This is a genomic window from Rahnella sp. CFA14(1/10) (assembly GCF_004195095.1).
GTDB lineage: Bacteria > Pseudomonadota > Gammaproteobacteria > Enterobacterales > Enterobacteriaceae > Rahnella > Rahnella perminowiae.
Genome location: NZ_SEWS01000011.1, coordinates 105,179 through 130,846 on the forward strand (window position 1 = coordinate 105,179; position 25,668 = coordinate 130,846).

Here is a 25,668-nt window from a genome sequence, read left to right on the forward strand (position 1 = left end):
ATTATGTTTCGATTGCCTGCTGGCGGTGATTCTCCTAAACCAGCTAAATTGAACGTCCCAGAGGTATTGATTGGTGAATCATCAACGTGCTCTGCATGTTGATACCGATTAAATTTGCACCAACCTACGCGGATGCGTAGGTTTTTTTTTGCCTCAGCTCCGGCACGCCGATCAGTTCCCTCCTAAACTCTCTCTGACTGTCGTCATTTTTCAGCGGCTTATAGTATGCTGTTTCCCCAACCTTTTCTTCAAGATCAGGGATGACACATAAGGAGATGGCCAACATGTATCACTTTCTTTTCGCTACTTTCAGGTGGCTTTTCCGCCTGATGTTCAGAGTCAGCGTGACCCCGGCGAACAATAAATATGATTACCCGCGTTTAATCCTCACGCCGAATCATGTCTCGTTTATTGATGGCATGCTGCTGGCGCTTTTCCTGCCGATAAAACCGGTCTTTGCGGTGTATTCCGACATCACCGACAGCTGGTTTATGCGCTGGCTGAAACCGTACGTGGATTTTATGCCGCTGGATCCGACCAAACCGATGGCGATTAAGCATCTGATCCGCGAAGTGGAAAAAGGGCGTCCGGTGGTTGTATTTCCGGAAGGGCGTATTACGGTTACCGGTTCTTTAATGAAGATTTACGACGGTGCGGCCTTTGTGGCGGCGAAGTCACAGGCGACCGTCATGCCGGTGCGCATTGATGGCGCGGAATACACGCCGTTTGGCCGCTTGTTCGGCAGCTTTAAAATCCGCTGGTTCCCGAAAATTACCATCAGCCTCTTACCGCCGACCACCATTGCGATGCCGGACGCGCCGCGCTCGCGCGACCGCCGTGTTCTCGCCGGTGAGCAACTGCATAAAATTATGATGCAGGCGCGTATGGATACCCGCAAGCCGGAAACCTTGTATCAGGCATTATTATCCGCACAAACCCGTTATGGCCGTCGCAAACCCTGTATCGCTGATATCGCATTCAAAGAAGATACCTATCAGGGCCTGCTGAAAAAATGCCTGGGCGTGAGTCGCATTTTGCAACGTTTTACCCGCGAAGGTGAACATGTGGGGATGCTGTTACCCAATGCGACGATCATGGCGGCTGCGCTGTTTGGCGCGTCAATGCGTAACCGTATTCCGGCGCTGCTCAACTACACAGCGGGTGCAAAAGGGTTGCAAAGCGCCATGAAAGCGGCGCAGATCAATACCATTATTACCTCCCGCCAGTTCCTTGAAAAAGGCAAGCTGACGCATCTGCCGGAGAATGTACCTGAGGCGAACTGGGTTTATCTGGAAGATTTGAAAGACACGGTGACCACGCAGGATAAGCTGTGGATCCTGTTCCATCTGATCTTTCCTCGCCGCGCGATGTTGCCGCAAAAGCCCGATGACGCAGCACTGGTACTGTTCACCTCCGGTTCCGAAGGTAACCCGAAAGGTGTGGTGCATTCGCACGCCAGCCTGCTGGCTAACGTCGAGCAAATCCGCACTGTTGCTGACTTCACGCCGCGCGACCGGTTTATGTCGTCGCTGCCGCTGTTCCACGCCTTTGGCCTGACGGTCGGATTGCTGACGCCGCTGATCACCGGCGCGCGGGTTTTCCTGTATCCGAGCCCGCTGCATTACCGCATTGTGCCGGAACTGGTGTATGACCAGAACTGTACCGTATTGTTTGGCACCTCAACGTTCCTCGGCAATTACGCCCGCTTTGCGCATCCGTATGATTTTGCACGGTTGCGGTATGTGGTCGCCGGAGCGGAGAAACTGGCGGAAGGCACCAAAGAAATCTGGCAGAACAAATTCGGTATCCGCATTCTGGAAGGCTACGGCGTGACCGAGTGCGCACCGGTGGTTGCAATCAACGTACCGATGGCGACCAAAGTGAATACCGTCGGTAAGATTTTGCCGGGCATGGAGTCACGTCTGATTACCGTGCCGGGCATTGAAGAGGGCGGTCGTCTGCAACTGCGCGGGCCTAACATCATGAAGGGTTACCTGCGCGTTGAAAATCCGGGTGTGCTGGAAACACCGCAGGCTGAAAATGCCGCAGGTGAAATGCAGGCGGGCTGGTATGACACCGGCGATATCGTCACGCTGGATGAAAAAGGTTTCTGCACCATCCGGGGCCGCGTGAAACGTTTTGCCAAACTGGCGGGGGAAATGGTCTCGCTGGAAAGCGTCGAACAACTGGCGATCAGCGCTTCACCGGATAAACAGCATGCGGCGACGTCCCGCAGCGATGCCAGCAAAGGCGAGGCCCTGGTGCTGTTTACCACCGATCCTGAATTACGTCGTGATGCACTGAGCCAGGCCGCCCGTGAACTCGGGCTGCCGGAACTGGCGGTGCCGCGTGATATTCGTGTCGTTAAAGCGTTACCGTTGCTCGGCAGCGGTAAACCCGATTTTGTCACCCTGCGTCAGATGGCAGAAAACCCGGAGACTGAGGCATGATCCAGCCAGTAAAGGCGGCATCGCCGCTGATGTCAAAAAGTATGATTGCGGTGATCGTGGCGCAGTTCCTGTCGGCTTTCGGTGACAATGCGCTGCTGTTCGCCGCGCTGGCGCTGATCAAACAGCAACTTTACCCCGACTGGAGTCAGCCTGTTTTACAAATGGCGTTTGTGGCGACCTATATTATCCTCGCGCCGTTTGTCGGGCAGTTTGCCGACAGTTTCTCCAAAGGCCGCGTGATGATGGTCGCCAACCTGCTCAAACTGGCAGGCGCGGCGGTGATTTGTGCCGGACTGAATCCGTTCCTCGGTTATACATTGGTCGGTATTGGCGCAGCGGCGTATTCGCCAGCCAAATACGGCATTCTGGGCGAGATCGCCAGTGGTGAACAGTTGGTGAAAGCCAATGGCCTGATGGAAGCCTCTACCATTGCCGCGATTCTGCTGGGTTCTGTGGCCGGTGGCGCGCTGGCTGACTGGAGCATTCTGGCGGCGTTGGGTATCTGCGTGCTGGCGTATGGTGCGGCGGTGGTCGCAAACTGGTTTATTCCGAAGCTGAGTCCTGCGCGTCCGGGACAGTCATGGAATCCGGCAAAAATGAGCCGGACTTTTTTCTCTGCCTGCAAAACATTATGGCAGGATGGCGAAACCCGCTTCTCGCTGGTCGGTACCAGCCTGTTCTGGGGCGCGGGCGTGACGCTGCGTTTCCTGCTGGTGCTGTGGGTGCCAGTGGCGCTGGGCATCACCGATAACAAAACCCCTACGTTGCTGAATGCGATGGTGGCGGTCGGGATTGTGTTGGGTGCGGGCGCGGCGGCGAAATTAATCCGTCTGGATACCGTGAAACGCTGCCTGCCTGCAGGCGTCGCTATCGGTATCGCCGTGGTGGTCTTCGCACTGCAAACCAGCATGTTGAGTGCTTACATTGTGCTGGTGGTGGTGGGGATTCTGGGCGGCTTCTTTGTGGTGCCGCTGAATGCACTCTTGCAGCATCGCGGTAAAATTTCCGTTGGTGCCGGTAATGCGATTGCAGTGCAGAACCTGGGTGAAAACACCGCCATGCTGCTGATGCTCGGTTTGTATTCGCTGGTGGTGATGGTTGGCGCGCCAGTGGTGGCGATTGGCATCGGGTTCGGTGTGGTATTCGCACTGGCGATAGCCGGGTTGTGGATCTGGAAGAATATGCAGAAACGCCGCCTGGCGTGACCGGGCAGGTGAAAAAAGAAAAGGGCGCTGAGCGCCCTTTTTTACTGCCTGCGACCAGGGTTTACGGCGCAGGAATAGTGAAGCGTTTGTGGATATTTTCCAGATCAGCAAGGATCTCCTCATCGAGCGTCAGATCCTGACTGTCGATGTTGATCTTCAGCTGTTCGAGCGTGGTTGCGCCCAGCAGTGTGCTGGCCACAAACGGTTGCTGGCGCACAAAGGCCAGCGCCATCTGCGAAGGATCCAGGTTACGTTTCTTCGCCAGCGCGACATATTCGGCAATCGCCGCTTCAGCCTGCGGTGAAGAGTAACGGGTGAAACGGCTGAACAGCGTATTACGTGCCCCGGCCGGTTTCGCACCGTTAAGGTATTTGCCACTCAGTGTGCCAAACGCCAGGCTGGAGTAGGCCAGCAGTTCAACCCCTTCGTGCTGACTGATTTCGGATAAACCGATTTCAAAGCTGCGGTTCAGCAAACTGTACGGGTTTTGAATCGACACAATACGCGGCAGATCGTGTTTCTCAGCCAGTTGCAGGTAACGCATCACGCCCCACGGCGTTTCGTTAGAAACACCGATATAGCGGATTTTACCGGCGCGAACCTGTTCATTCAGCGCTTCCAGCGTTTCCAGCAAAGTCACCGGAGATTGTTCTTCGGTGTACTGATAGCTCAGTTTGCCAAAGAAATTGGTCTGGCGCTGAGGCCAGTGAATTTGATAAAGATCGAGATAATCGGTGTTCAGACGTTTCAGACTGGCATCCAGTGCCGCGCGGATATTTTTGCGATCCAGCATCTGATCCGGGCGAATGGCGTTGTCACTACCCCGGGAAGGGCCGGAGACTTTACTCGCCAGAATGATCTTTTCACGATTGCCACGGGCTTTCAGCCAGCTACCGATATAGGTTTCCGTCAGCCCCTGAGTTTCAGGACGCGGCGGAACGGGATACATCTCTGCGGTATCAATCAGGTTGATACCCGCCGCAACGGCGTAATCGAGTTGCTGGTGGGCGTCGGCTTCGCTGTTTTGTTCACCAAAAGTCATGGTGCCAAGTCCCAGTAAGCTCACTTCTAAAGAACTGTGGGGTATACGGTGATATTGCATTGCCGGTCTTCCTTTATATCTGAGAATGTCAGCCTGTTAGAAAAAGCGCCTTAACTGACTATATACAAGGCTGGCAGATGGGGGAAGTGGCAGTGTGTGCGGGAAGAACGATGCGGGCGGTGGATAAAATAACAAAGAGCCAGTCCTGATAACTGGCTCTTTAACGGGTTAAGAGGCGTTTTGCTTAACGCTTCATCACCTGGCTGACGTTGTCATTATTGATCTGGCGATCGTTACCTTGTTCATCGGTGTAACTCAGCAGTCCGGTAGATTTATCCAGCTTAGGTTTACCATCAGTGAGGATCATATTGCCGTCTTTGGTTGAGATCACATAGTCGCTGGCACAACCTGCGAGGCTCAGCACCACAAGCGCAGCACCGGCTGCCATTAAAGTTTTTTTCATCATCGTTAACGTTCCTTTTTGTTGTACCGAAGATAGTGATATTTAGCGTAGCAAACTATCCCGCAGACCGCGTGGAATGGTATCGGTTAAAGCTGAAAATGACGGGCCAGAAGCGCTGCGGTAAAACGCTTTTTCAAATAGAAGCCGCGCGGCAGTGTCAAAATGGGTTGCCCTAATTCCCCGATCGCTTCCGTCAGCGCTTTGCTGTTGGCGGCTTTGGGGCGAATTTGCAGATATTCGCCATGGCGTGCTGTGATGCTTTCGACTTTACCCAGCACGATCAAATCCATCAGTTCCTCCCAGTCCTGACGCAGTTGCTCATCTTCTTCCTCAGAGGGTTGCCATAATAAAGGTGCTCCGATGTGGCGCCCGGCCAGGGGGATCTGGCGCTCACCTTCGACCGGTATCCACAAAACCCGGGCCAGTTTATGGCGCACGTGGCTGTTTTCCCAGGTCACGCCGCTGTTGCCGGTTAACGGGGCAACGCACACAAAGGTGGTTTCCAGCGGCCTGCCCCGGGAATCAACCGGGATTGTTTTGAGCTCAATGCCAATATCAGCAAAATCCTGCTCGGCTTTGCTTCCTGCTACCGCACCGAGATACACCTCAACCAACATACCAACCCAGCCTTTCTCCCGTTTAAGATTCTCAGGGATGGGCAATCCGGCCCGGGCGGCGAGTTCACCCAATGTATGACCCGCCAGCGATTGCGCGCGCAACAACAGTTCCTGTTCATTGAGCGGGGGCCGGGCGGCAGGGAAAGGAATAGACATAAAAAACAATGCTCACTCGATAGATTAAATTTCGTACTGCTTTTGTCATGCACAGTGAATAAAAAGTTGTTCCTGTGGATCAATGAAATAATAGCATGATTTGCCTTAGTTTTTTTTGAGGTTTCTGGCGTATTGAGTGCATCGCCGCTGAGGTTGATCACCTGTTGAAGGCGACAATGAACAGGATCTTCCACCTACTTATCCACAGATTTCTTGGATAACCCTGTCCGAATGAGAGCACTGGTTCGATTTACAGGCTTGACGGCCCGGGTTTTATCCATTTTTTGGCGGGATAGCGTCAACTTTTAGACGATCGCTGTGGATAAAAACGACATTGGTGGATCTTTCACCAGATCACTTTCAGGTGTGAGATAACTCTCATTTTTAAGCATGGGATAACTCCATTTATTATTGGTAATATTCTGTTTTAAAATGATTTAATAAGGATATATTTTCCCGCTAAAAATAAGTTAAGAAGAGTTTTACCCCGCTTACTCTGAAGTTCTTCACATACCTATCCACAGAAAAAGTGCATAAAATCGCGGGTGATTCCAAAAATCTGTTTATAACTTTGCGTATAACTGTGAGTTATCCCATTTTTATTCATGCGGATCGGCATTAACCAGTGGTTTACCGCCTGTTGGTAGTATGAAACAATCAGAACATCTATGAGTTTAAGCGATTGAGGTAGTCCGGTGATCGATGATGATGGCTACCGCCCGAATGTTGGTATTGTAATTTGTGACAAGCAGGGTCAGGTATTGTGGGCCAGACGATACGGCCAGCACTCCTGGCAGTTTCCACAAGGGGGGATAAACCCTGGTGAAACCGCTGAGCAGGCCATGTACCGCGAGCTGTTTGAGGAAGTGGGGCTTGGCCGTAAAGATGTACGTATTCTGGCTTCAACCCGTAACTGGTTACGTTATAAATTGCCGAAACGTTTGGTGCGTTGGGACACAAAGCCGGTTTGTATCGGCCAAAAGCAAAAATGGTTCTTGCTGCAACTGATGTGTAACGATGCTGATATCAATATGCAGCGCAGCAGTACGCCTGAATTTGATGGCTGGCGTTGGGTCAGTTTCTGGTATCCGGTTCGTCAGGTGGTGTCATTTAAACGCGATGTTTATCGTCGCGTAATGAAAGAGTTTTCCACTACTATTATGCCGATGCAGGAAGTCTCCCTTCCCAGGATATCGCCCGCTTATCGTCGTAAAAGAGGCTAAGTCACGAAGAGATGCTCACGCGTTTGCGAGAAATTGTTGAAAAGGTAGCAATGGCGTCCAGCCTCAATGATGCGCTGGACGTACTGGTCAACGAAACCTGCCTGGCGATGGACACGGAAGTGTGTTCCGTCTATCTCGCTGACAATGACCGTCGTTGTTATTATCTGATGGCGACGCGAGGTTTGAAAAAACCTCGTGGTCGGACTATTACGCTGGCTTTTGATCAGGGTATTGTCGGTCTGGTAGGGCGTCTGGCCGAGCCCATCAACCTTGCCGATGCGCAGAGCCATCCAAGCTTCAAATATATTCCTGCCGTAAAAGAAGATCTTTTCCGATCCTTCCTGGGTGTGCCGATCATTCATCGTCGTCAGTTGCTGGGTGTGCTGGTTATCCAGCAACGTGAACACCGGCAGTTCGACGAAAGTGAAGAGTCGTTTATGGTCACGCTTGCCACCCAACTGGCGGCGATCCTTTCTCAGGCACAGCTTAATGTGCTTTATGGACGCTTTCGCCAGACGCGCGTTCGTGCGCTTGCCGCATCTCCAGGCGTGGCCATCGGTGTTGGCTGGCAGGACAGCTCTCAGCCTTCGCTCGACCACGTTTATATGGCGTCTACGCTTGATACTGTGCGTGAACGCGAGCGCCTGACCCGCGCTCTGGAAGATGCCGGTGCAGAGTTCCGTCGCTTCAGTAAACGTTTCGCGGCGAGTGCGCAGAAAGAAAGCGCAGCGATTTTTGACCTCTATTCTCACCTTCTTAATGATGCCCGTCTCAAACGCGAACTGTTCGCCCAGATAGATCAGGGTGCAGTGGCGGAGTGGGCCGTCAAAAAGGTTGTCGAAGAATTTGCGGCGCAGTTTTCCAGCTTGCAGGATACCTATCTGCGTGAGCGTGGCAGTGACTTACGGGCGCTGGGGCAGCGGCTGGTGTTTCATCTTGATGATACGATCCAGGGCAACACGCAGTGGCCAGAACGTTTTATTCTGGTTGCAGATGAACTGACAGCCACTTTGCTGGCTGAAATGCCGCAAGACCGTCTGGCAGGCGTTGTGGTTCGCGATGGTGCAGCTAACTCACATGCGGCGATTTTGGTTCGCGCAATGGGCGTGCCGACCATTATGGGCGCTGATATACAGCCTGCACTGCTCAGCCAGAGACAACTGATCGTTGACGGCTACCGTGGTGAGTTGCTCATTGATCCGGAAGCCGTACTGGTCACAGAATACAAGCGTCTGATTAGCGAAGAAATGGAGCTGAGTCAGAAGGCTGAAGATGACGTTGAGCAACCCGCAGCGCTGAAAAGCGGCGAACGGGTGAAAGTGATGCTGAATGCCGGTCTGAGCGCAGATCATGAAAAATTGTTTGGCAGTCGCGTTGACGGCGTTGGGCTTTATCGCACCGAAATTCCGTTCATGTTGCAAAGCGGTTTCCCTTCTGAGGAAGAGCAGGTCGCGCAATATCAGGGCATGTTACAGCTGTTTCCGCAAAAACCCGTGACCCTGCGAACGCTGGATATCGGCTCTGATAAGCAATTGCCTTATATGCCGATCAGCGAGGAAAATCCTTGTCTGGGTTGGCGCGGGATTCGAATTACCCTCGATCAGCCTGAAATTTTCCTGATCCAGGTCCGTGCGATGTTGCGTGCGAATGCCGCAACCGGAAATCTTGGCATTCTTCTGCCAATGGTCACCAGCCTGGAAGAAATTGATGAGGCCCGTCGCTTAATCGATCGCGCCGGACGTGAAGTGGAAGAACAACTGGGTTATGAACTGCCGCGCGCGCGTTTGGGCGTGATGATAGAAGTGCCGTCGATGGTCTTTATGCTGCCTGCACTGGCCGGGAGAGTGGAGTTTATTTCCGTCGGCACCAACGACCTGACGCAATATCTGCTGGCTGTTGATCGTAACAATACCCGTGTTGCAGGGCTTTATGACAGCCTGCATCCGGCGATGCTGCGGGTGCTCAAACAAATTGTCACCACCGCTGAGGCTGCCGGGCTGGATGTCAGCTTATGTGGCGAGATGGCGGGTGACCCGATGGGCGCATTACTGCTTACCGGTATGGGTTTTCGCAATCTCAGCATGAACGGACGCAGCGTTGCCCGTGTAAAATATCTGCTTCGCCGTATTGAACTCCATGATGCCCAGGAACTGGCCAGCCGGGTGTTACAGGCGCATTTCACGACGGACGTGCGTCATATGACGGCTGCTTTTATGGAAAGACGCGGTCTGGGCGGCCTGATCCGCGGGGGTAAATAAGCGCCGGATACCACGCTTTGCCCCAGGTTACCCTCATCCTGCTCGCCTCACGGCGCTGGATGAGATGATTTTTTACAGAACTTTTCCAGCAGCTTAGCCCCGGAAAACCTTCCGGCTATGCTACTATTCGCTCCCTGCTGGCCCCTGAACGGGCAATAATGATAAACAATTTGTGGTGATAGATGAGCAACAGCTATCTGGCGTTTCCCCAGTTTGATCCGGTAATTTTCTCAATCGGACCGGTATCTCTCCACTGGTACGGACTGATGTACCTGGTCGGTTTTGTCTTCGCGATGTGGCTGGCGGTACGCCGTGCCAATAAGCCAGGCAGCGGCTGGACAAAAGATGAAGTCGAAAACTTGCTGTACGCCGGTTTCCTGGGGGTATTCCTCGGTGGCCGTATCGGGTACGTTTTCTTCTATAACCTGCCTTTATTCCTCGATAATCCGCTTTATCTTTTCAAAGTCTGGGATGGCGGCATGTCTTTCCACGGCGGCCTGATTGGCGTGATCGTGGTCATGCTGATTTTTGCCCGTCGTACCAAACGCAACTTCTTCCAGGTTTCCGACTTTATCGCTCCGCTGATCCCGTTTGGACTTGGCGCAGGTCGTTTGGGTAACTTCATCAATGGCGAACTGTGGGGGCGTGTGACCACAGATGTACCCTGGGCGATGCTGTTCCCGGGCTCACGTCAGGAAGACATCGCGATTGCTGCGGCTGACCCTAAATGGCAGCCATTGCTGAATCAGTATGGCGTATTGCCGCGTCATCCTTCCCAACTGTACGAACTGCTGCTTGAAGGCGTTGTACTGTTTATTATTCTGAATGTGTTCATCCGAAAATCACGCCCGATGGGCGCCGTATCAGGTTTGTTCCTGATCGGATATGGCTTATTCCGCATCATCGTTGAACACTATCGTCAGCCGGATGCCCAGCTAGGCCTGTTCGATGGAATCATCAGCATGGGGCAGGTTCTGTCCATTCCTATGGTGGTCATTGGCCTGATTATGATGGTCTGGGCATATCGCCGTCCGCAGAAACAATTGTCGTGAGGTAACATGAAACAGTATCTGGATTTAATGCAGAAAGTGCTCGATGAGGGCACCCCTAAAGCTGACCGTACCGGTACGGGCACGTTGTCGATTTTTGGCCATCAGATGCGTTTCAACTTGCAGGAAGGTTTTCCGCTGGTCACCACCAAACGTTGTCATTTACGCTCCATCATTCATGAACTTCTATGGTTTCTGAAAGGTGAAACAAATATTGCCTACCTGCGTGAAAATAATGTCAGCATCTGGGACGAGTGGGCAGACGAAAAGGGTGACCTCGGTCCGGTTTATGGCAAGCAATGGCGTGCCTGGGGCGCGGCTGACGGCAGGCAAATCGACCAGTTGACAAATGTGGTTGAACAGCTAAAAAAAGATCCGGATTCACGCCGCATTATTGTGTCGGCATGGAATGTCGGTGAGCTGGATCAGATGGCGCTGGCACCTTGCCACGCTTTCTTTCAGTTCTATGTGGCCGACGGGAAACTCTCTTGCCAGCTGTATCAGCGTTCATGCGACATCTTCCTGGGTCTGCCGTTTAACATCGCCAGCTACGCGCTGCTGGTGCATATGATGGCACAGCAATGTGATCTGGAAGTCGGTGACTTTGTCTGGACCGGTGGCGATACGCATCTGTACAGCAACCATATGGAACAGACACATCTGCAGCTGACGCGTGAGCCTCGTGCATTGCCAAAACTGGTGATTAAGCGCAAACCGGCCTCCCTGTTTGATTACAACTTCGAAGATTTCGAGATTGAAGGGTACGATCCACATCCTGCAATCAAAGCGCCTGTGGCGATCTGATTTTTTGTGGTGTGCCGCCTGACAGCCTGGTCAGGCGGTAATTTATCCCTTCTCACGTTTCTTGCTGCATTTTTTACACCTTTCCCTGACGATTCCCACTCCGATTTTTATCCTGATGTTATCCCTGCGAGATATCACGCAAATTTTTTGCCGCGTGTATTTTATTGCACCGATTGCTCTGAAGACATCCTGGAAAAAATGACTTTGCCGGTGGCGATAAAAATCTACACGCTTATTTTGGCGGTATGAAAACATTTGAGCGGGCAGGAGAGCAGGGAATGTCGCTGATCGAAATGATGGTTGTTGTGGCTCTGATTGCCATGTGTACGTTATGGGGAATCCACAGCTGGCGCAGTTACCAGCAGGCATTGAAGCTTGAACAATCGGCTCAGCAACTGCGTTTGTATTTATACGGAGTCCAGGCCGAAGCCAATAATTACAATCGTTCTGCTGTTTTATGGGGGATTTCCGGCGCAAACGGGTGTGTGGGAACCGGCATCCGCCCCTCTGATTGCCGTAATGCGGCGGGTAAAATATTCGCCCTTCATGAAGCTGGCATTGAATTAGCCGACGTTCCTGAAAAAAATATGGGCTTTTACGGCCTGCGGAATGCGGCACTTGCCGGGCATATCACGCTGAGAAATCCAGCAGGGAGTGTGCGAATCGTTCTCTCCGTCAGAGGGCGGTTGCGTATGTGTAGTGAAACTCAGCCTTTACTGGGTATCGGGCTATGTCAGTGAACACATCCCGTTGTCAGGGATTCACGCTGCCCGAAGTTATGATTGCGATGGGTATTGGCAGCATGCTGATGCTCAGTGCCGCACAAATCTATCCGCTTATGCGCCAGAGAAGCCAGAGTCTGGGCCGGCATTATCAGCTGGAACAACTGTTGCGCCAGAGTATTTCTGCTATCGGCAAAGATATCCGTCGGGCCGGTTTCTGTAACGGAAACTGTGAGGGCAAATCTTTTATCATAAGTAACGCTGTCGGCGAAGCGCCTGGCTCCTGCATCATTGTTATCTATGACATGAACCGTAACGGAATATGGGATAAAACCAGCTCACCGGAATCTGAATACTTTGGTTATCGTTTACGACAGGGGGGGATTGAAATCCAGCGCGGAACAGATGACTGCGGGAGTTCTGGCTGGGAAAAACTCCTTGATCCGGCTGAAGTTAACGTGACCCGATTTACGATTACGCAGGTAGCAGAAAGTGCCTCCGGCCGTCTGTATTCTCTGCAACTGGAAGCCCGCTGGAGCAAAGATCCTTTTATCCACCGTCAGGTTAACGAGATGATTGCAGGCCATGTTTTATGACAAGCGTAGTCAAAAGAAGCGAGTCACTCAGACAACGTGGGAGCGCCATGATCCTGAGTATTCTGGTGATGATGGGATTAGGCTTGATTGTCCTTAATTCGCTGCAACAGCAACTTTCCGCCGGGCTTTCGCTGACGTCAAATCAGCATCGCTATAATGTTGCCTGGGAAAATGCAGCTTCGGCATTGGCGTGGGGCATAGGACAATCATGGAGCGACAGCCATGATCCCTACTGGCAGTGCCGGGAGGTGGCGGATGGGATCATTATTTCAGGAAGTGGCCGGGCCTGTGTCCGCCCAGCCTTTCGGGAGGATATCTTTCTGGTCCGTGGTGAAGGCCGGTTAACTCAAGACAATGAACCCGTTGTACAGTATCAGCAAGTCAGTAGTAAAAAGCAGGCTGGCGGAGATCTGATTTTTTCGCCACTAAAACAAGGATGGCTGGATTTTTGTCCTGAGACTGATGCGCAGGCCTGCAATGAATGAAAGCTGCTCAGCACAGCAAGGTTTCAGCCTCACAGAAGCGCTGATCGCCATGTTGCTCTTGTCAGTTTCCATTCTGGGGCTCCTGAATTATTACCAGTCACTGAGCCACGGTTTTATGCGCCAGTGGCAGGTTCAACAGGCGTGGGCAGAAGCGCATTCCCAGCTTGAAGCCTATTCTGTAGCCGGGAAGGGGACGGAGCCTTTTGCGAAAAATTGGGAATATCTGATTAGCGGCACTTCATATGCACAATCCTGCAAGTTGGTTACTGCGGCAATTCAAACGCCGACAAAATATCAGGCCATATTGCAGCGTTTGATATGTGATTTTGCCCCCTGAAGTGGCATCTGTCAGCCGCATATTACCGGGCAAAAATACTGTTAAGCTACTTGCAATGGCGGGTTAACAGCTTAGAGTGGTTTAACCGGGTGTTTTTCCCCTATTGGGAACCATGAGTGTTGTGGCTAAAACATAACGGAGCACAGGAAGAAAATCCCGATTCGATTTTTTTTCACAACTATCCTGTTTCTGCGCGGTCTGAACAGACTCAATCGCTCAAAACAGCGTGTTGAGGTTCATCGGTTATTGAACCGTGTATTTATTGCCTGCGTGGCACGTTTATTCGATTGAGGGAGAGTGGCAATGTTAAAACAGGTTACCCGCGTTTTCGGGGTACTGTTGTTATTGAGCGTTGGGATACCTGTTGTTTCAAGTGCAGCTGACTGGCAACCTTTTGCACAAGCTATCAATAAAAGTCAAAACGACCCTCGTCACTATCAGGCAATAAGACTGGCCAATGATATGACCGTTTTGCTGGTTTCTGACCCTCAGGCGCCCAAATCTCTCGCCGCATTGGCCCTTCCTGTCGGTTCGCTGGAGGATCCTGATTCTCAGTTAGGCCTTGCCCATTATACTGAGCATATGTTGCTGATGGGCTCGAAGAAATATCCTCAGCCGGAAAGCCTGTCTGAATTCCTTAAAAAACACGGTGGGAGCCATAATGGCAGTACAGCTTCTTACCGCACCGCGTTTTATCTTGAAGTAGAAAACGATGCCTTGCCAGAAGCGGTAGATCGCCTGGCGGATGCTATCGGCCAACCACTATTAGATCCCGCCAACGGAGACCGTGAGCGTAATGCCGTGAACGCTGAACTGACGATGGCCCGATCGCGTGACGGTATGCGGATGGCGCAAGTTCGCGCAGAAACATTAAATCCTATGCACCCGGCAGCCCGCTTCTCAGGGGGTAATCTGGATACGTTGAAAGATAAACCGGGCAGTAAGCTTCATGACCAGCTGACGGCTTTTTATCAGCGTTACTATTCCGCTAACCTCATGGTCGGTGTGATTTATAGCAATAAATCTTTGCCTGAACTTGCTGAACTGGCCTCCACAACCTTTGGCCAGATCGCCAATCATCATGCCGCCGTGCCGCCGATTACAGTCCCGACGTTAACTGCAGACCAAAAGGGCGAGTTTATCCATTTCGTTCCTGCACAGCCGCGCAAAGAATTGCGGATTGAATTTGCCATTGATAACAATAGTGCCGATTTTCGCAGTAAAACCGATACCTATATCAGCTACCTTATTGGTAACCGCAGCCCGAATACCCTATCCGACTGGTTACAGAAGCAGGGCTATGCCGACGGGATCAGTGCAGGTGCGGATCCGATGGTTAACCGTAATATGGGCGTATTCAATATTTCTGTTTCCCTGACGGATAAGGGGCTGGCGCAACGCGATACCGTTATTGCCGCCATTTTCAACTATCTCAATGAAATGCGCGCACAGGGGATCCGGAAATCCTATTTTGATGAGATTGCCCACGTTATGGCGCTCGACTTCCGCTATCCGGCACTGACGCGTGATATGGATTATGTCGAATGGCTGGTGGATACCATGCTGCGGGTACCTGTCGGGCATGTTCTCGACTCGCCGTATCTTACTGACCAGTATGATCCTAAAGCGATTGAATCACGGCTAACTGAAATGACGCCGCAAAATGCACGTTACTGGATCATCAGCCCGAATGAGCCTCACAATAAAGTGGCCTACTTTGTTAATGCGCCGTATGAGATCGATAAAGTTCCCGCGCAAACCTACTCGCAGTGGAAGACGCTGGGGCAGGGGATTTCTCTGTCGCTGCCTGCGCTGAATCCGTACATTCCGGACTCACTTGCGCTGGTCACTAAAGATTCGACGGCGACGAAACCTGAATTGTTAGTTGAAGATAAAGGGTTGCGGGTGTTCTACATGCCGAGTCGCTATTTTGCTGATGAGCCTAAAGCGAATGTGACCGTTTCTTTCCGCAATGAGCAGTCTCTCAGCACGGCTAAAAATCAGGTGCTGTATGGCCTGACGGATTACCTCACCGGCGTTGCTTTTGATCAGCTGAGCTATCAGGCATCCATTGGTGGGATCACGTTCGGCACATCGCCTGATAACGGATTACAATTTACTGCTACCGGTTTCACCGAGTGTCTGCCTGATTTACTGGCCGCACTGGTCGATAACTACCCTGATTTCAAACCGACACAGGAACAGCTTGATCAGGCGAAATCATGGTATCTCGAGCGTTTAGCTTCAGCAGATAAAGGGAAAGCGTTTGAGCTGGCGTTACAACCGGTTCAGTTGCTTTCGCGGGTGCCTTATACCGAGCGCAGCGAGCGTGAAAAGCTGGTTTCCGCCATCACACTGGAAGAGGTGAACGCCTACCGTGAACAACTGGTTCATCATGCTGCGGTAGAAGTGATGGTCGTGGGGAATATGACGGCTGATCAGGTTAAAGCGATGTCTTCGCAAATCATGCAAAAGTTGGGTGAGCATGGGACACAGTGGTGGCGCGGCAAGCTGGCCGTAGTGACCGGACCGCTGAAAGCGAATATTCAGCGTATTGGGACAAGTTCGGACTCTGCGCTGGCAGCGGTGTATGTCCCCACCGGTTATGATGAAGTTCAGAGCATGGCGTACAGTGCTTTGCTGGGACAAATTATTCAGCCATGGTTCTACAGTCAGCTTCGGACACAAGAACAACTGGGTTACGCAGTGTTTGCTTTTCCTATTCCGGTAGGCAAACAGTGGGGGATTGGTTTCCTGCTGCAAAGTAACAGCAGGCAACCTGATTATCTGTATCAGCGCTATCTGGCATTTTATCCGCAGGCCGAAAAACGTCTGCGTGAAATGAAGGATGACGAGTTCCTGCAATACAAACAGGGGCTGGTGAATGAAATGCAGCAAAACCCGCAAACGTTAGATGAGGAAGCTGACCGTCTGGGAAATGATTTTAGCCGCGGAAATCCACAATTTGACACCCGCACGAATGTTATCCGGGTTATTGCCGGGCTGACGCAAACTCAGCTGGCGGATTACTTCAATCAGGCCGTAATAAAACAGGATGGTCTGGCGATGTTGTCACAGGTTTCAGGCAATGACAGCAAGTCGCCACAATACGCGGCGCCTGAGGGCTTTAAAACCTGGTCTGATACCTCAACGTTGCAACAGGCGCTGGAACCGCACACGGATAAATAATCCGCTGATGTGTAAAGCAAAATAAAAAGGGCGCGGAAGCGTCCTTTTTATAACTGAGGCCAGGTAGTGAGAGAGTTACAGCTCAGCGATCAGTATTTTGGAACGACGCTGGTAGTTGTACATTTCCTGTTTCTGAATCGGCAACACATCCACTTCTGCTGGTTTGAAACCACGCTCCTGGAACCAGTGAATGCTGCGGGTCGTCAGTACAAACAGCCTGTTCAGCCCCATGAGTTTCGCCTGGCTGGCAACGCGTTGCAGTAACATTTCACCCCGTGAAGAGCTGCGGTAGTCCGGGTGAACCGCCACGCAGGCCATTTCGCCAATCCCTTCATCATGAAACGGATAAAGCGCCGCACAGGCAATGGTCAGGTTATCCCGCTCGATAATGGTAAATTTATCGATTTCCATTTCCAGCTGCTCGCGGGAACGGCGTACCAGAATACCCTGTTGTTCCAGCGGACGAATAAGTTCCAGAATGCCACCGATGTCGTTGATGGTTGCTCGCCGAACTTGCTCGGCACTTTCCATCACGATTTGCGTGCCAATGCCGTCGCGCGAAAACAGTTCCTGAACCAGTGCACCGTCTTCCTGATAACTGATCAGGTGACTGCGACGTACGCCGCTGCGGCAGGCCTTCACCGCGCCGCGCAGGAAGCGAACGGTACCGGAAAGATAATCGCCGCCGGATTCCATCTGATCAATTTTTTGCTGTGCATCATTAGGAAACAGTTCGGAAATAATATTACCTTCCTCGTTGATTACCCCTTGTGAAGAGCAGAAGCCGATCATTTTTTCTGCTTTCAGTTTGATCGCCAGTTGTGTTGCGACTTCTTCGGAAGTCAGGTTGAAGCTTTCACCGGTAACCGAAACTGCAACCGGACCGAGCAAGACAATCGCATTGCTGTCGAGCTGACGGTGAATCGCTTCTTCATCAATACGGCGGATACGCCCACTGTGACAGTAATCAATACCGTCATCGACGCCCAGCGGCTGAGCAATGATAAAATTGCCGCTGACGACATTGATATGCGCGCCCTGAAGTGGCGTATTATTCAGACTCATTGACAGCCGCGCCGTGATATCGAGCTGCAGCAGCCCGGCGGCTTGCTTAACCAGTTCGAGCGCACGTGCATCCGTGACGCGAATATTCTTATGATAAATCGGCTCGTAATTATGCTCGGAAAGGTTCTCATCAATCTGCGGACGGGCGCCATAAACGACGACCAGACGGATGCCTAAACTGTGTAACAGGCCGATATCGTTGACAATATTGCTAAAATTTTCATGTTCAATGGCTTCCCCACCGAGCATGACAACGAATGTTTTGCCTCGGTGAGCATTTATATAGGGAACTGAGTGGCGAAATCCCTGAACCAGTTCAGTACTACGTTCCTTCACGGCAAAACCTCGTATGAATTTTTATTCGTAATTTTTGTATTTTTATTCTTTTGCGGCGCTGTGGCAAGTAAGAAATCTCTGTTTTTGTTTTAACACCCATCACAAACATACAACAAATTGATAAATCGAATAAATGTTTAGGAATGACATGCAGGATATGATTCGTTAGAATTCGTAAAATGAGTTTTTTATCAGCTATTTTTTACTTTTGGACACTTTTTGAGACTGCATGACTGACGATACCCACAATCCCGGAAGACGACGCCTCCTGCAAACCGTAGCTGCTTCCTGGATACTGAGCGTGAGTAAAGTGGGTTTTGCTGCCAGCTCACAGGTCATTGCTGTACGTATCTGGCCCTCGTCTACTTATACCCGAATTACGCTTGAATCCAGCACTCCCTTAAAATATAAGCAGTTTCTGCTCAGCGATCCGCCGCGCGTTGTGGTGGATATCGAAGATGTGCATCTCAACAGTGTGTTAAAAGGGTTGGGCGAAAAAGTCCAGCAAAGTGATCCTTATATCAGACAGGCGCGGGTGGGGCAGTTTGATACCAAAACGGTCCGCCTGGTGTTTGAGCTCAAGCATGTAATCAATCCACATGTCTTCACGCTGAAACCGGTCGCTGAATTCCATAACCGGCTGGTGCTCGATCTTTATCCGCAAGAGGGTGAAATCAGTGCTCAGGACGATCCGCTGCTGGCGTTACTGGAAGATTACAACCGCGGAGATGTGGCGAGAACGCTACCTCCGGAAAAGGCAAAAGATGGTCAGGCGGGGCGAAGCCGGCCGTTGGTGATCATGCTTGATCCTGGTCATGGCGGTGAAGATCCGGGGGCGATTGGCAAATATAAGACCCGTGAGAAAGATGTTGTATTGCAGATCGGCCGCAGATTACAGAAGCTGATTATGCGTGAACCCAATATGAAAGCGCATATGACCCGCAATGAAGATGTGTTTATTCCGCTTAAAGTCCGCGTGGCAAAGGCACGAAAACTGCGGGCAGACCTTTTTATCTCTATTCACGCAGATGCATTTACCAGCCGTGCAGCAAAAGGCTCGTCGGTTTTCGCTCTGTCGACCAAAGGGGCAACCAGTTCCGCAGCACGTTTTCTCGCACAAACACAGAATGAATCTGACCTGATAGGCGGCGTCAGTAAAAGCGGTGACCGCTATCTGGATCACACGATGTTTGATCTGGTTCAGACAGCAACCATCAGCGATAGCCTGAAATTTGGCAAAGAAGTGCTGACGCGTATGGGCAGGATTAATCATCTGCATAAAAATAAAGTGGATCAGGCCGGGTTCGCGGTATTAAAAGCGCCGGATATCCCGTCAATTCTGGTGGAAACGGCGTTTATCAGTAACATCAGTGAAGAGAAGAAATTGCGGACTGCACATTTTCAGCAGCAGGTGGCAGAGTCTATTCTGGCCGGGATCAAAGCATATTTTGCAGAAGGTGGGATGTTGGCGAGGGGATAACCAGAGAGGCTGCGAGGTGTTTATTCCCGCCGCTTGGCGGAATTCAGAGACAAAAAAACACCCGTTAGGGTGCCTGATGTTTGTAACCGATTTTTAGTAGTTGGTTGCGGGGGCCGGATTTGAACCGACGACCTTCGGGTTATGAGCCCGACGAGCTACCAGGCTGCTCCACCCCGCGTCCGTCACTACTCTTACAGCTTTACTTCATCACATTATCCGAACTGAGCATCTTCATGCATCGGTCTCGAATTGGTTGCGGGGGCCGGATTTGAACCGACGACCTTCGGGTTATGAGCCCGACGAGCTACCAGGCTGCTCCACCCCGCGTCCGTATACTGCTTTAATTCATCGTACAATTCAACTGAGCATTTTATGCATCGAAATCGAATTGGTTGCGGGGGCCGGATTTGAACCGACGACCTTCGGGTTATGAGCCCGACGAGCTACCAGGCTGCTCCACCCCGCGTCCGATGGAGGCGAACTATACTCCCCATGAGATTTCGTGCAACCCTTTTTTGAATTTATTCAAATAAAGCACTTAGTTGCTGGCTTTTTATCCACAAAATTGCCGTTTGATGTTCAATTTGGCTCAGTACACTTTTTTCGGCTGTGGCAATTCCTTTCTGATAGGGCGTTTGTTATCGTTTCGCCAGTCATTTTCCTGAAAGTAAGAGAGCGCGGCAATAATGAAAGGACGTTGGAGTAAATATCTGCTGGGTGGTTTGGTGTTAGCGGTGCTGGCGGGTTGTTCTTCGCGACCTACTGACCGGGGCCAGCAGTACAAAGATGGCCGTCTGGATAATGCACTCGAATATGTGAATGAGCCGAATGCCACAGGCAAACCAGTGAATGCGCTGGATTACTCTAATCAGGTCGCCGCGGTACAAATTGCCTCTTCTTCTTTATATGGTCGTAATAACACAACATTCCAGGCTGTCGAACAATGGCTGCGCTCCGGGGCTGATACCCGCAACCTTAGCCAGTACGGCATCAGCGCGTATCAGATGGAAGGTGCTGACAATTTTGGTAATGTGCAACTGACCGGCTATTACACGCCGGTGGTGCAGGCGCGCTACACCCGTCAGGGTGAATTCCAGTATCCGCTTTATCGTATGCCGCCAAAACGCGGCCGTCTGCCTGATCGCGCCTCAATTTATTCCGGTGCACTGAGCGATAACTACGTGGTTGCCTGGACTAATTCCCTGATGGATAACTTTATGATGGAAGTGCAGGGCAGCGGTTATGTCGATTACGGCGACGGGCGCCCGTTCATGTTCTTCGGATATGCCGGTAAAAACGGCCATGCCTACCGCAGCATCGGCAAAGTGTTGATTGATCGTGGGGAAGTGGCGCGCGAAAATATGTCGATGCAGGCGATCCGCCAGTGGGCGGACACCCACACACCGGCACAAGTGCGTGAATTGCTGGAGCAGAATCCGTCATTCGTTTTCTTCAAACCAGAGCCTTTTGCTCCGGTTCGTGGTGCCAGCGGTGTGCCGCTGATTGCCAAAGCCTCTGTGGCTTCTGACCGTTCACTGATCCCGGCAGGAACAACATTACTGGCGGAAGTGCCTGAGCTTAACGATAAAGGCAAGTTCACCGGTAAATATCATATGCGTCTGATGGTGGCACTGGATGTCGGTGGTGCGATTAAAGGACAACATTTCGATATGTATCAGGGAATTGGCCCTGATGCCGGGCATTCAGCCGGATTTTATAATCACTATGGTCGCGTCTGGGTGTTAAAATCAGCGCAGAACGGCAAGCCGCTGTTTACGGCATACGCGCCGTCCAACTAGTTTTCACCCGTTAATATTTCAAACAACAAAGTTTACGAACGTACTGAGGTTTATTTTTTCATGACAGCTACTTACTCCGACGCTTATCAGCAACGTTTTGGCGGAACTGCCCGGCTTTATGGTCAGCAATCGCTGGAGTTGTTCTCGCAGGCGCATGTCTGTGTGATCGGTATTGGCGGAGTGGGTTCCTGGGCGGCGGAAGCGCTGGCCCGCACCGGCATTGGCGCGATCACCTTGATTGATATGGATGATGTTTGCGTGACCAATACCAACCGTCAAATCCATGCGTTGCGTGAAAATGTCGGGCAGGCAAAAACGGAAATCATGGCACAGCGTATTCTGGCGATTAATCCGGAATGCAAAGTCACCTGTATCGATGATTTTATTACGCCCGATAACGTGGCTGAGATGCTTGATCAGGGTTTTAGCTATGTGATTGATGCTATTGACAGCGTCCGGCCTAAAGCTGCGCTGCTGGCCTATTGCCGTCGTTTTAAGATCCCGGTGGTGACCACAGGCGGGGCGGGCGGACAAATTGATCCGACCCAAATTTCCGTGGTGGATCTGGCGAAAACAATTCAGGATCCGCTGGCGGCAAAACTGCGTGAACGTCTGAAAAATGATTTCAACGTGGTGAAGAACAGCAAAGGTAAGCTTGGGATCGACTGTGTATTTTCCAGCGAACCGCTGATGTACCCGCAGGCTGATGGCACAGTATGTGCTGCAAAGGCAAGCGCAGAAGGCGTTAAACGCATGGATTGCGCGTCTGGTTTCGGTGCTGCGACGATGGTGACCGCGACGTTTGGTTTTGTCGCGGTATCCCACGTACTGAAGAAAATGATGGCTAAAGCACAGCGTCAGGCTCAGGCAGCCTGACGGGCGAGGGTAATTACGCCTTCTGCCAGCGCATTAAGTCCGCTGGAACGGCTGGTACTGAGTTGCTCACGCAACCCCAATACATCAAATAGCATCAGTGGATCCCGCATCAGAATCTCTGCCGGCGTTTTACCTTCCACGGCAGTCAGCAGCACTGCCAGCAGACCTTTAACGATCCGCCCTTCGCTGTCGCCATAGAAATGCATCGTTCCATTCTCCTTTTTTTCTGCGCCCAGCCAGACACGGTTTTCGCAACCACTCAGCTCATTTTCGCGCGTTTTCAGCGATATATCCAGCGGCGGTAAAGATTTCGCCAGCAAAATTAACTGGCGGTAACGATCTTCCCACTGGCGGAATGACGCGAATTTTTCGGTCAGGGAGTTTTCGGTGATCTCATGGCCAAAAGGATGTGGCGCTAACATGGTATTCCTCAAAAAAAATGAATTAACCGGCTAACAGGTCGAGGGCATATTCTACCGCGCTGACCAGCCGCATAACGTCCTGTTCATTATTATACGGCGCAAATGAGGCCCGTAATGTTCCGCTGATGCCCAGAGCGTCCATCAATGGCTGGGCGCAATGCTGTCCGGCGCGCACGGCAATGGCCTGTTCAGCCAGCAATGCCACCAGATCGCTGTGATGCACACCGGCGATATCGAATGCCAGAACGGATGAATTTTGACAGCGGAAGCTGCGGAAACCGTCAATCTGTTTAAGTTGTTCTTCAGCCAGATTCGCCAGATTTTGCGTATATTTCTCCGCGGCGTGCAGATCAACGGTTGTTAACCATTTCAGGGCTGCTGACATGCCGATTACACCGGCAATGTTGGGCGTACCCGCTTCGAAGCGGTGAGGAACAGCCTGCGGGGTAAAACCGGTCATGGAGGCCTGAGTCAGCATTTTGCCGCCGCCTTGCCAGGGGGCCATATTCTCGAGTAATTCAGTTTTGCCATATAACACACCGATGCCTGTCGGCCCGTACAGCTTATGGCCGGAGAAGGCGTAAAAGTCGATATCGAGTTGTTGTACGTCTGGCGGGCAATGGACAACGCCTTGCGCGCCATCGATCAGAACGACGGTGCCGTTAGCGTGTGCCAGCGCAATGGCGCGGGCTATATCGGGCATGCCACCGGTGACATTGGACATTTGCGTCAGTGCCAGCAGGCGGGATTTATTGTTCAGCAGGGCAGAGAGGGCGGTGATATCCGCAATACCGTGTTCATCCACCGGCAACGTAATCACCTGCGCCTGACACTGCTCAGCTACCATCAGCCACGGAATAAGGTTGGCGTGATGTTCAGCCTGACTGACAATAATTTCGTCGCCGGGCTGTAAACGCGGGCGCAGCCAGCCTTGCGCGACCATATTGACGGACTCTGTGGTTCCCCGCGTCCAGACGATATTTTCAGGAAGTGGGGCGTTAATCCACTGCGCCACCAGCATTCTGGCCTGCTCGTAGTGATCTGTGAGGGTTTGTGCCGCATGATGCTGACTACGGTGAACGGTGGCTCCTTCCTGCGAGTAGAAATTCAGGGTGGCCTCGATCACCGCCTGTGGCTTCAGCGCCGTGGCAGCGCTGTCTAGATAACATTGTCCCTGAGACAGCGCAGGAAACTGTTGACGAAAATCCCGGGGGTTAAAATCAGTCATACGAAATCAGATCCTTCGGCCTGAGTGAAAGAATACAGTTTTATCTGTAATAGCCGCCGCTTATTCATTTTAGGAATGGTTACCTGGAAATTTATCAGAGGTTTGTTATGCTGAATTACGAAGACTAGAAGCATTAGCCTGGAGTCCTACCAGGAATTTGAAGCATATTAATCTGCAAGGAGTCTATGATGAAGAAGATCGCCGCCGTAATTTCAGCTGCACTGCTGACGACAACACTTGCCGCCTGTTCGAGCAACTATGTGATGCATACCAATGATGGCCGTACCATTGTTGCTGAAGGCAAACCTAGCACGGACAGTGATACCGGTATGATCAGTTATACCGATGCGTATGGCAACAAGCAGCAGATCAATAAATCTGAAATCAAAGAAATGGCAGAAGGGAATTGATCCCTGACGTGAATACCTTGAACCAGTCGCTCAGGTAACCTCACACGTTGCTTTATGACAAAACCGGCCCCTCTTGCGATGAGGCCGGTTTTGTCACATTATGCGCTCGCCTTTGTACCGCATTGTGCTTTCTTTGCGGCTCTTTTGCAGTAAAAAGGGCAAAAAAAAGCACCGCAAATTGCGGTGCTAAAAAATCACTTTGGACAGACAGGGTAATGTACAGGAAGTGAAAAGTGAGTAGCCTTTACGCTACGCGTCTGGATTGCCAGACAATTGCAAACACAACATCACAACCACAAGCCAAAAGTATCTCAGCATCCTCATACCAATTTACTTTTCGTTCCGGCTCAGGAAGTGGCGCCACTATAGGTTTTTGCCTGTACATCCTCAACGGACAAATTATAATGTCTCGGATTAAAAAAACTAATACCAAAACCTACGGACAGGCGTCCCGCTAACCGGCGAATAAGAAGTATCCATTCTATGTCAAAACGTTTACCGCCTCTGAACTCTTTGCGGGTATTTGATGCCGCAGCGCGCCACCTTAGTTTTACTAAGGCTGCTGAGGAATTATTTGTCACGCAAGCCGCGGTTAGCCACCAGATTAAGTCACTTGAGGACTTTTTAGGGCTAAAGCTGTTTCGCCGACGCAATCGCTCTTTGTTACTGAGCGAAGAAGGGCAGAGTTATTATCTGGATATTAAAGAGATATTTTCTGCTCTCAATGAAGCCACGCGTAAACTTCAGGCACGCAGTGCCAAAGGCGCGCTGACCGTCAGTTTGCCGCCAAGTTTTGCGATTCAATGGCTGGTGCCACGGTTGTCTGGCTTTAACTCAGCTTATCCGGGCATTGATGTGCGTATCCAGGCTGTGGACCGTGAAGAAGATAAATTGGCCGACGATGTTGACGTCGCCATATTCCACGGCCGGGGTAACTGGCCGGGGCTGCGGGCAGAGCGATTGTATGCGGAATATTTACTGCCGGTCTGCTCTCCTTCATTGCTGATGGGGGATAATCCGCTGAAGGAGCCCGCCGATTTAAGCCATCATACCTTGCTGCACGATGCTTCCCGTCGCGACTGGCTGGCGTACACCAAACAGCTTGGGTTACAACACGTGAACGTGCAGCAGGGACCTATCTTCAGCCACAGTGCGATGGTGGTTCAGGCTGCCGTCCACGGTCAGGGTATTGCGTTGGTCAATAATGTTATGGCGCAGACCGAAATTGAGGCCGGACGTCTGGTGTGTCCGTTCAGTGAAGTTTTAATCAGTAAAAATGCTTTTTATCTGGTTTGTCATGACAGTCAGGCAGAACTGGGTAAAATAGCCGCCTTTCGTCAGTGGATCCTCGCGCGTGCAGCCAGCGAGCAGGAAAAACTGCGCTTTCGTTTCGATCAGGCATGAGGCCTGATCGCCGGGGATAGAAACCGTGAGTCTGCTGATGAGATGGGTTAAT

Annotated in this window: 22 protein-coding genes and 3 tRNA genes; 16 read left to right on the forward strand and 9 right to left on the reverse strand. The window is 51.5% G+C overall.

The genetic code is table 11. From position 1 onward, the window contains the following. The first annotated feature begins 284 nt into the window (after nt 1-284). Together aas and lplT are read left to right on the forward strand one after the other, a co-directional pair. The gene (gene aas, locus EVX52_RS20925; RefSeq protein WP_129992046.1) at nt 285-2,450 is read left to right on the forward strand and encodes a bifunctional acyl-ACP--phospholipid O-acyltransferase/long-chain-fatty-acid--ACP ligase; all 2,166 of its coding nucleotides are present in this window, start codon (nt 285-287) and stop codon (nt 2,448-2,450) included. Then, a complete protein-coding gene (gene lplT, locus EVX52_RS20930) occupies nt 2,447-3,655 on the forward strand; it encodes a lysophospholipid transporter LplT (RefSeq protein WP_129954945.1) in 1,209 nt (402 codons plus the stop codon). The genes aas and lplT overlap by 4 nt, the downstream gene beginning before the upstream one ends. A gap of 61 nt (nt 3,656-3,716) precedes the next feature. On the opposite strand, the gene EVX52_RS20935 is transcribed toward lplT, so the two are convergent. From EVX52_RS20935 to mutH, 3 genes are all read right to left on the reverse strand, one after another. Next, complete coding sequence (locus EVX52_RS20935) at nt 3,717-4,757, reverse strand: NADP(H)-dependent aldo-keto reductase (protein WP_129992047.1); 1,041 nt, start codon at nt 4,755-4,757, stop codon at nt 3,717-3,719. Between the two features lie 184 nt (nt 4,758-4,941). Continuing rightward, nucleotides 4,942-5,160, reverse strand: coding sequence for a YgdI/YgdR family lipoprotein (locus EVX52_RS20940; RefSeq protein ID WP_015689428.1), 219 nt, complete (start codon nt 5,158-5,160; stop codon nt 4,942-4,944). An 86-nt stretch (nt 5,161-5,246) separates the two neighbouring features. Next, nucleotides 5,247-5,933 carry a DNA mismatch repair endonuclease MutH gene (gene mutH / locus EVX52_RS20945; protein WP_129954947.1) on the reverse strand — a complete coding sequence of 229 codons (687 nt, stop codon included), beginning with the start codon at nt 5,931-5,933 and terminating at the stop codon, nt 5,247-5,249. Between the two features lie 695 nt (nt 5,934-6,628). Here mutH and rppH point away from each other — a divergent pair. The 9 genes from rppH (at nt 6,629) to ptrA (ending at nt 16,596) form a co-directional block, all read left to right on the forward strand. Then, complete coding sequence (gene rppH, locus EVX52_RS20950) at nt 6,629-7,156, forward strand: RNA pyrophosphohydrolase (protein ID WP_129954948.1); 528 nt, start codon at nt 6,629-6,631, stop codon at nt 7,154-7,156. An 11-nt stretch (nt 7,157-7,167) separates the two neighbouring features. Further along, nucleotides 7,168-9,414, forward strand: coding sequence for a phosphoenolpyruvate--protein phosphotransferase (gene ptsP / locus EVX52_RS20955; RefSeq protein ID WP_129954949.1), 2,247 nt, complete (start codon nt 7,168-7,170; stop codon nt 9,412-9,414). Nucleotides 9,415-9,596: 182 nt separating this feature from the next. Then, nucleotides 9,597-10,466 (forward strand): prolipoprotein diacylglyceryl transferase, encoded by an 870-nt coding sequence (gene lgt / locus EVX52_RS20960; RefSeq protein WP_129954950.1) that lies wholly within the window; start codon nt 9,597-9,599, stop codon nt 10,464-10,466. A 6-nt stretch (nt 10,467-10,472) separates the two neighbouring features. Continuing rightward, nucleotides 10,473-11,267 (forward strand): thymidylate synthase, encoded by a 795-nt coding sequence (gene thyA / locus EVX52_RS20965; RefSeq protein ID WP_129954951.1) that lies wholly within the window; start codon nt 10,473-10,475, stop codon nt 11,265-11,267. Nucleotides 11,268-11,512: 245 nt separating this feature from the next. After that, nucleotides 11,513-12,007: a prepilin peptidase-dependent protein gene (locus tag EVX52_RS20970; protein WP_255466772.1), complete on the forward strand. Its 495-nt coding sequence runs from the start codon at nt 11,513-11,515 to the stop codon at nt 12,005-12,007. After that, on the forward strand, nt 11,998-12,585 hold the full coding sequence (locus EVX52_RS20975; protein ID WP_129992049.1) for a prepilin peptidase-dependent protein: 588 nt from the start codon (nt 11,998-12,000) through the stop codon (nt 12,583-12,585). Before EVX52_RS20970 ends, EVX52_RS20975 begins: the two co-directional genes overlap by 10 nt. A 47-nt stretch (nt 12,586-12,632) precedes the next feature. Beyond that, nucleotides 12,633-13,070 (forward strand): YgdB family protein, encoded by a 438-nt coding sequence (locus EVX52_RS20980; RefSeq protein ID WP_129992050.1) that lies wholly within the window; start codon nt 12,633-12,635, stop codon nt 13,068-13,070. Beyond that, on the forward strand, nt 13,063-13,407 hold the full coding sequence (locus EVX52_RS20985) for a prepilin-type N-terminal cleavage/methylation domain-containing protein (RefSeq protein WP_129992051.1): 345 nt from the start codon (nt 13,063-13,065) through the stop codon (nt 13,405-13,407). Before EVX52_RS20980 ends, EVX52_RS20985 begins: the two co-directional genes overlap by 8 nt. A gap of 303 nt (nt 13,408-13,710) precedes the next feature. Beyond that, nucleotides 13,711-16,596, forward strand: coding sequence for a pitrilysin (gene ptrA, locus EVX52_RS20990; RefSeq protein WP_129992052.1), 2,886 nt, complete (start codon nt 13,711-13,713; stop codon nt 16,594-16,596). 75 nt (nt 16,597-16,671) lie between these two features. Here the strand turns inward: ptrA and argA are convergent, their stop codons facing one another. Then, nucleotides 16,672-17,997 (reverse strand): amino-acid N-acetyltransferase, encoded by a 1,326-nt coding sequence (gene argA, locus EVX52_RS20995; protein WP_129954956.1) that lies wholly within the window; start codon nt 17,995-17,997, stop codon nt 16,672-16,674. 229 nt (nt 17,998-18,226) lie between these two features. Between argA and amiC the strand changes: the two genes are divergently transcribed. After that, nucleotides 18,227-19,477, forward strand: coding sequence for an N-acetylmuramoyl-L-alanine amidase AmiC (gene amiC / locus EVX52_RS21000; protein WP_129954957.1), 1,251 nt, complete (start codon nt 18,227-18,229; stop codon nt 19,475-19,477). Nucleotides 19,478-19,578: 101 nt separating this feature from the next. Here amiC and EVX52_RS21005 read toward each other — a convergent pair. The 3 genes from EVX52_RS21005 to EVX52_RS21015 all read right to left on the reverse strand — a co-directional run bounded on the left by EVX52_RS21005 (nt 19,579) and on the right by EVX52_RS21015 (nt 19,943). Next, nucleotides 19,579-19,655: transfer RNA gene (locus EVX52_RS21005), tRNA-Met, on the reverse strand. 72 nt (nt 19,656-19,727) lie between these two features. Next, nucleotides 19,728-19,804, reverse strand: a tRNA-Met gene (locus tag EVX52_RS21010). A 62-nt stretch (nt 19,805-19,866) separates the two neighbouring features. After that, nucleotides 19,867-19,943, reverse strand: a tRNA-Met gene (locus EVX52_RS21015). A 220-nt stretch (nt 19,944-20,163) separates the two neighbouring features. On the opposite strand from EVX52_RS21015, the gene mltA reads away from it, so the two are divergent. Together mltA and tcdA are read left to right on the forward strand one after the other, a co-directional pair. Beyond that, a complete protein-coding gene (mltA, locus tag EVX52_RS21020; RefSeq protein ID WP_129954958.1) occupies nt 20,164-21,276 on the forward strand; it encodes a murein transglycosylase A in 1,113 nt (370 codons plus the stop codon). 60 nt (nt 21,277-21,336) lie between these two features. Further along, entirely contained in the window at nt 21,337-22,152 is an 816-nt protein-coding gene (gene tcdA / locus EVX52_RS21025; protein ID WP_129954959.1) for a tRNA cyclic N6-threonylcarbamoyladenosine(37) synthase TcdA, read from the forward strand. On the opposite strand, the gene csdE is transcribed toward tcdA, so the two are convergent. Further along, the gene (csdE, locus tag EVX52_RS21030) at nt 22,140-22,574 is read right to left on the reverse strand and encodes a cysteine desulfurase sulfur acceptor subunit CsdE (RefSeq protein WP_129992053.1); all 435 of its coding nucleotides are present in this window, start codon (nt 22,572-22,574) and stop codon (nt 22,140-22,142) included. The genes tcdA and csdE overlap by 13 nt on opposite strands. A gap of 22 nt (nt 22,575-22,596) precedes the next feature. After that, a complete protein-coding gene (csdA, locus tag EVX52_RS21035; protein WP_129992054.1) occupies nt 22,597-23,802 on the reverse strand; it encodes a cysteine desulfurase CsdA in 1,206 nt (401 codons plus the stop codon). 188 nt (nt 23,803-23,990) lie between these two features. On the opposite strand from csdA, the gene EVX52_RS21040 reads away from it, so the two are divergent. Together EVX52_RS21040 and EVX52_RS21045 are read left to right on the forward strand one after the other, a co-directional pair. Continuing rightward, the gene (locus EVX52_RS21040; RefSeq protein ID WP_013574177.1) at nt 23,991-24,212 is read left to right on the forward strand and encodes a YgdI/YgdR family lipoprotein; all 222 of its coding nucleotides are present in this window, start codon (nt 23,991-23,993) and stop codon (nt 24,210-24,212) included. 483 nt (nt 24,213-24,695) lie between these two features. Further along, on the forward strand, nt 24,696-25,616 hold the full coding sequence (locus EVX52_RS21045; RefSeq protein WP_129954962.1) for a transcriptional regulator GcvA: 921 nt from the start codon (nt 24,696-24,698) through the stop codon (nt 25,614-25,616). Nucleotides 25,617-25,668 lie beyond the last annotated feature (52 nt).

Coding starts and splice junctions, on each gene's coding strand:
- aas (WP_129992046.1), top strand. CDS start 285: ATGTATCACTTTCTTTTCGCTACTTTCAGGTGGCTTTTCCGCCTGATG.
- lplT (WP_129954945.1), top strand. CDS start 2,447: ATGATCCAGCCAGTAAAGGCGGCATCGCCGCTGATGTCAAAAAGTATG.
- EVX52_RS20935 (WP_129992047.1), bottom strand. CDS start 4,757: ATGCAATATCACCGTATACCCCACAGTTCTTTAGAAGTGAGCTTACTG.
- EVX52_RS20940 (WP_015689428.1), bottom strand. CDS start 5,160: ATGAAAAAAACTTTAATGGCAGCCGGTGCTGCGCTTGTGGTGCTGAGC.
- mutH (WP_129954947.1), bottom strand. CDS start 5,933: ATGTCTATTCCTTTCCCTGCCGCCCGGCCCCCGCTCAATGAACAGGAA.
- ptsP (WP_129954949.1), top strand. CDS start 7,168: ATGCTCACGCGTTTGCGAGAAATTGTTGAAAAGGTAGCAATGGCGTCC.
- lgt (WP_129954950.1), top strand. CDS start 9,597: ATGAGCAACAGCTATCTGGCGTTTCCCCAGTTTGATCCGGTAATTTTC.
- thyA (WP_129954951.1), top strand. CDS start 10,473: ATGAAACAGTATCTGGATTTAATGCAGAAAGTGCTCGATGAGGGCACC.
- EVX52_RS20970 (WP_255466772.1), top strand. CDS start 11,513: ATGAAAACATTTGAGCGGGCAGGAGAGCAGGGAATGTCGCTGATCGAA.
- EVX52_RS20975 (WP_129992049.1), top strand. CDS start 11,998: ATGTCAGTGAACACATCCCGTTGTCAGGGATTCACGCTGCCCGAAGTT.
- EVX52_RS20980 (WP_129992050.1), top strand. CDS start 12,633: ATGATCCTGAGTATTCTGGTGATGATGGGATTAGGCTTGATTGTCCTT.
- EVX52_RS20985 (WP_129992051.1), top strand. CDS start 13,063: ATGAATGAAAGCTGCTCAGCACAGCAAGGTTTCAGCCTCACAGAAGCG.
- ptrA (WP_129992052.1), top strand. CDS start 13,711: ATGTTAAAACAGGTTACCCGCGTTTTCGGGGTACTGTTGTTATTGAGC.
- amiC (WP_129954957.1), top strand. CDS start 18,227: ATGACTGACGATACCCACAATCCCGGAAGACGACGCCTCCTGCAAACC.
- mltA (WP_129954958.1), top strand. CDS start 20,164: ATGAAAGGACGTTGGAGTAAATATCTGCTGGGTGGTTTGGTGTTAGCG.
- tcdA (WP_129954959.1), top strand. CDS start 21,337: ATGACAGCTACTTACTCCGACGCTTATCAGCAACGTTTTGGCGGAACT.
- csdE (WP_129992053.1), bottom strand. CDS start 22,574: ATGTTAGCGCCACATCCTTTTGGCCATGAGATCACCGAAAACTCCCTG.
- csdA (WP_129992054.1), bottom strand. CDS start 23,802: ATGACTGATTTTAACCCCCGGGATTTTCGTCAACAGTTTCCTGCGCTG.
- EVX52_RS21040 (WP_013574177.1), top strand. CDS start 23,991: ATGAAGAAGATCGCCGCCGTAATTTCAGCTGCACTGCTGACGACAACA.
- EVX52_RS21045 (WP_129954962.1), top strand. CDS start 24,696: ATGTCAAAACGTTTACCGCCTCTGAACTCTTTGCGGGTATTTGATGCC.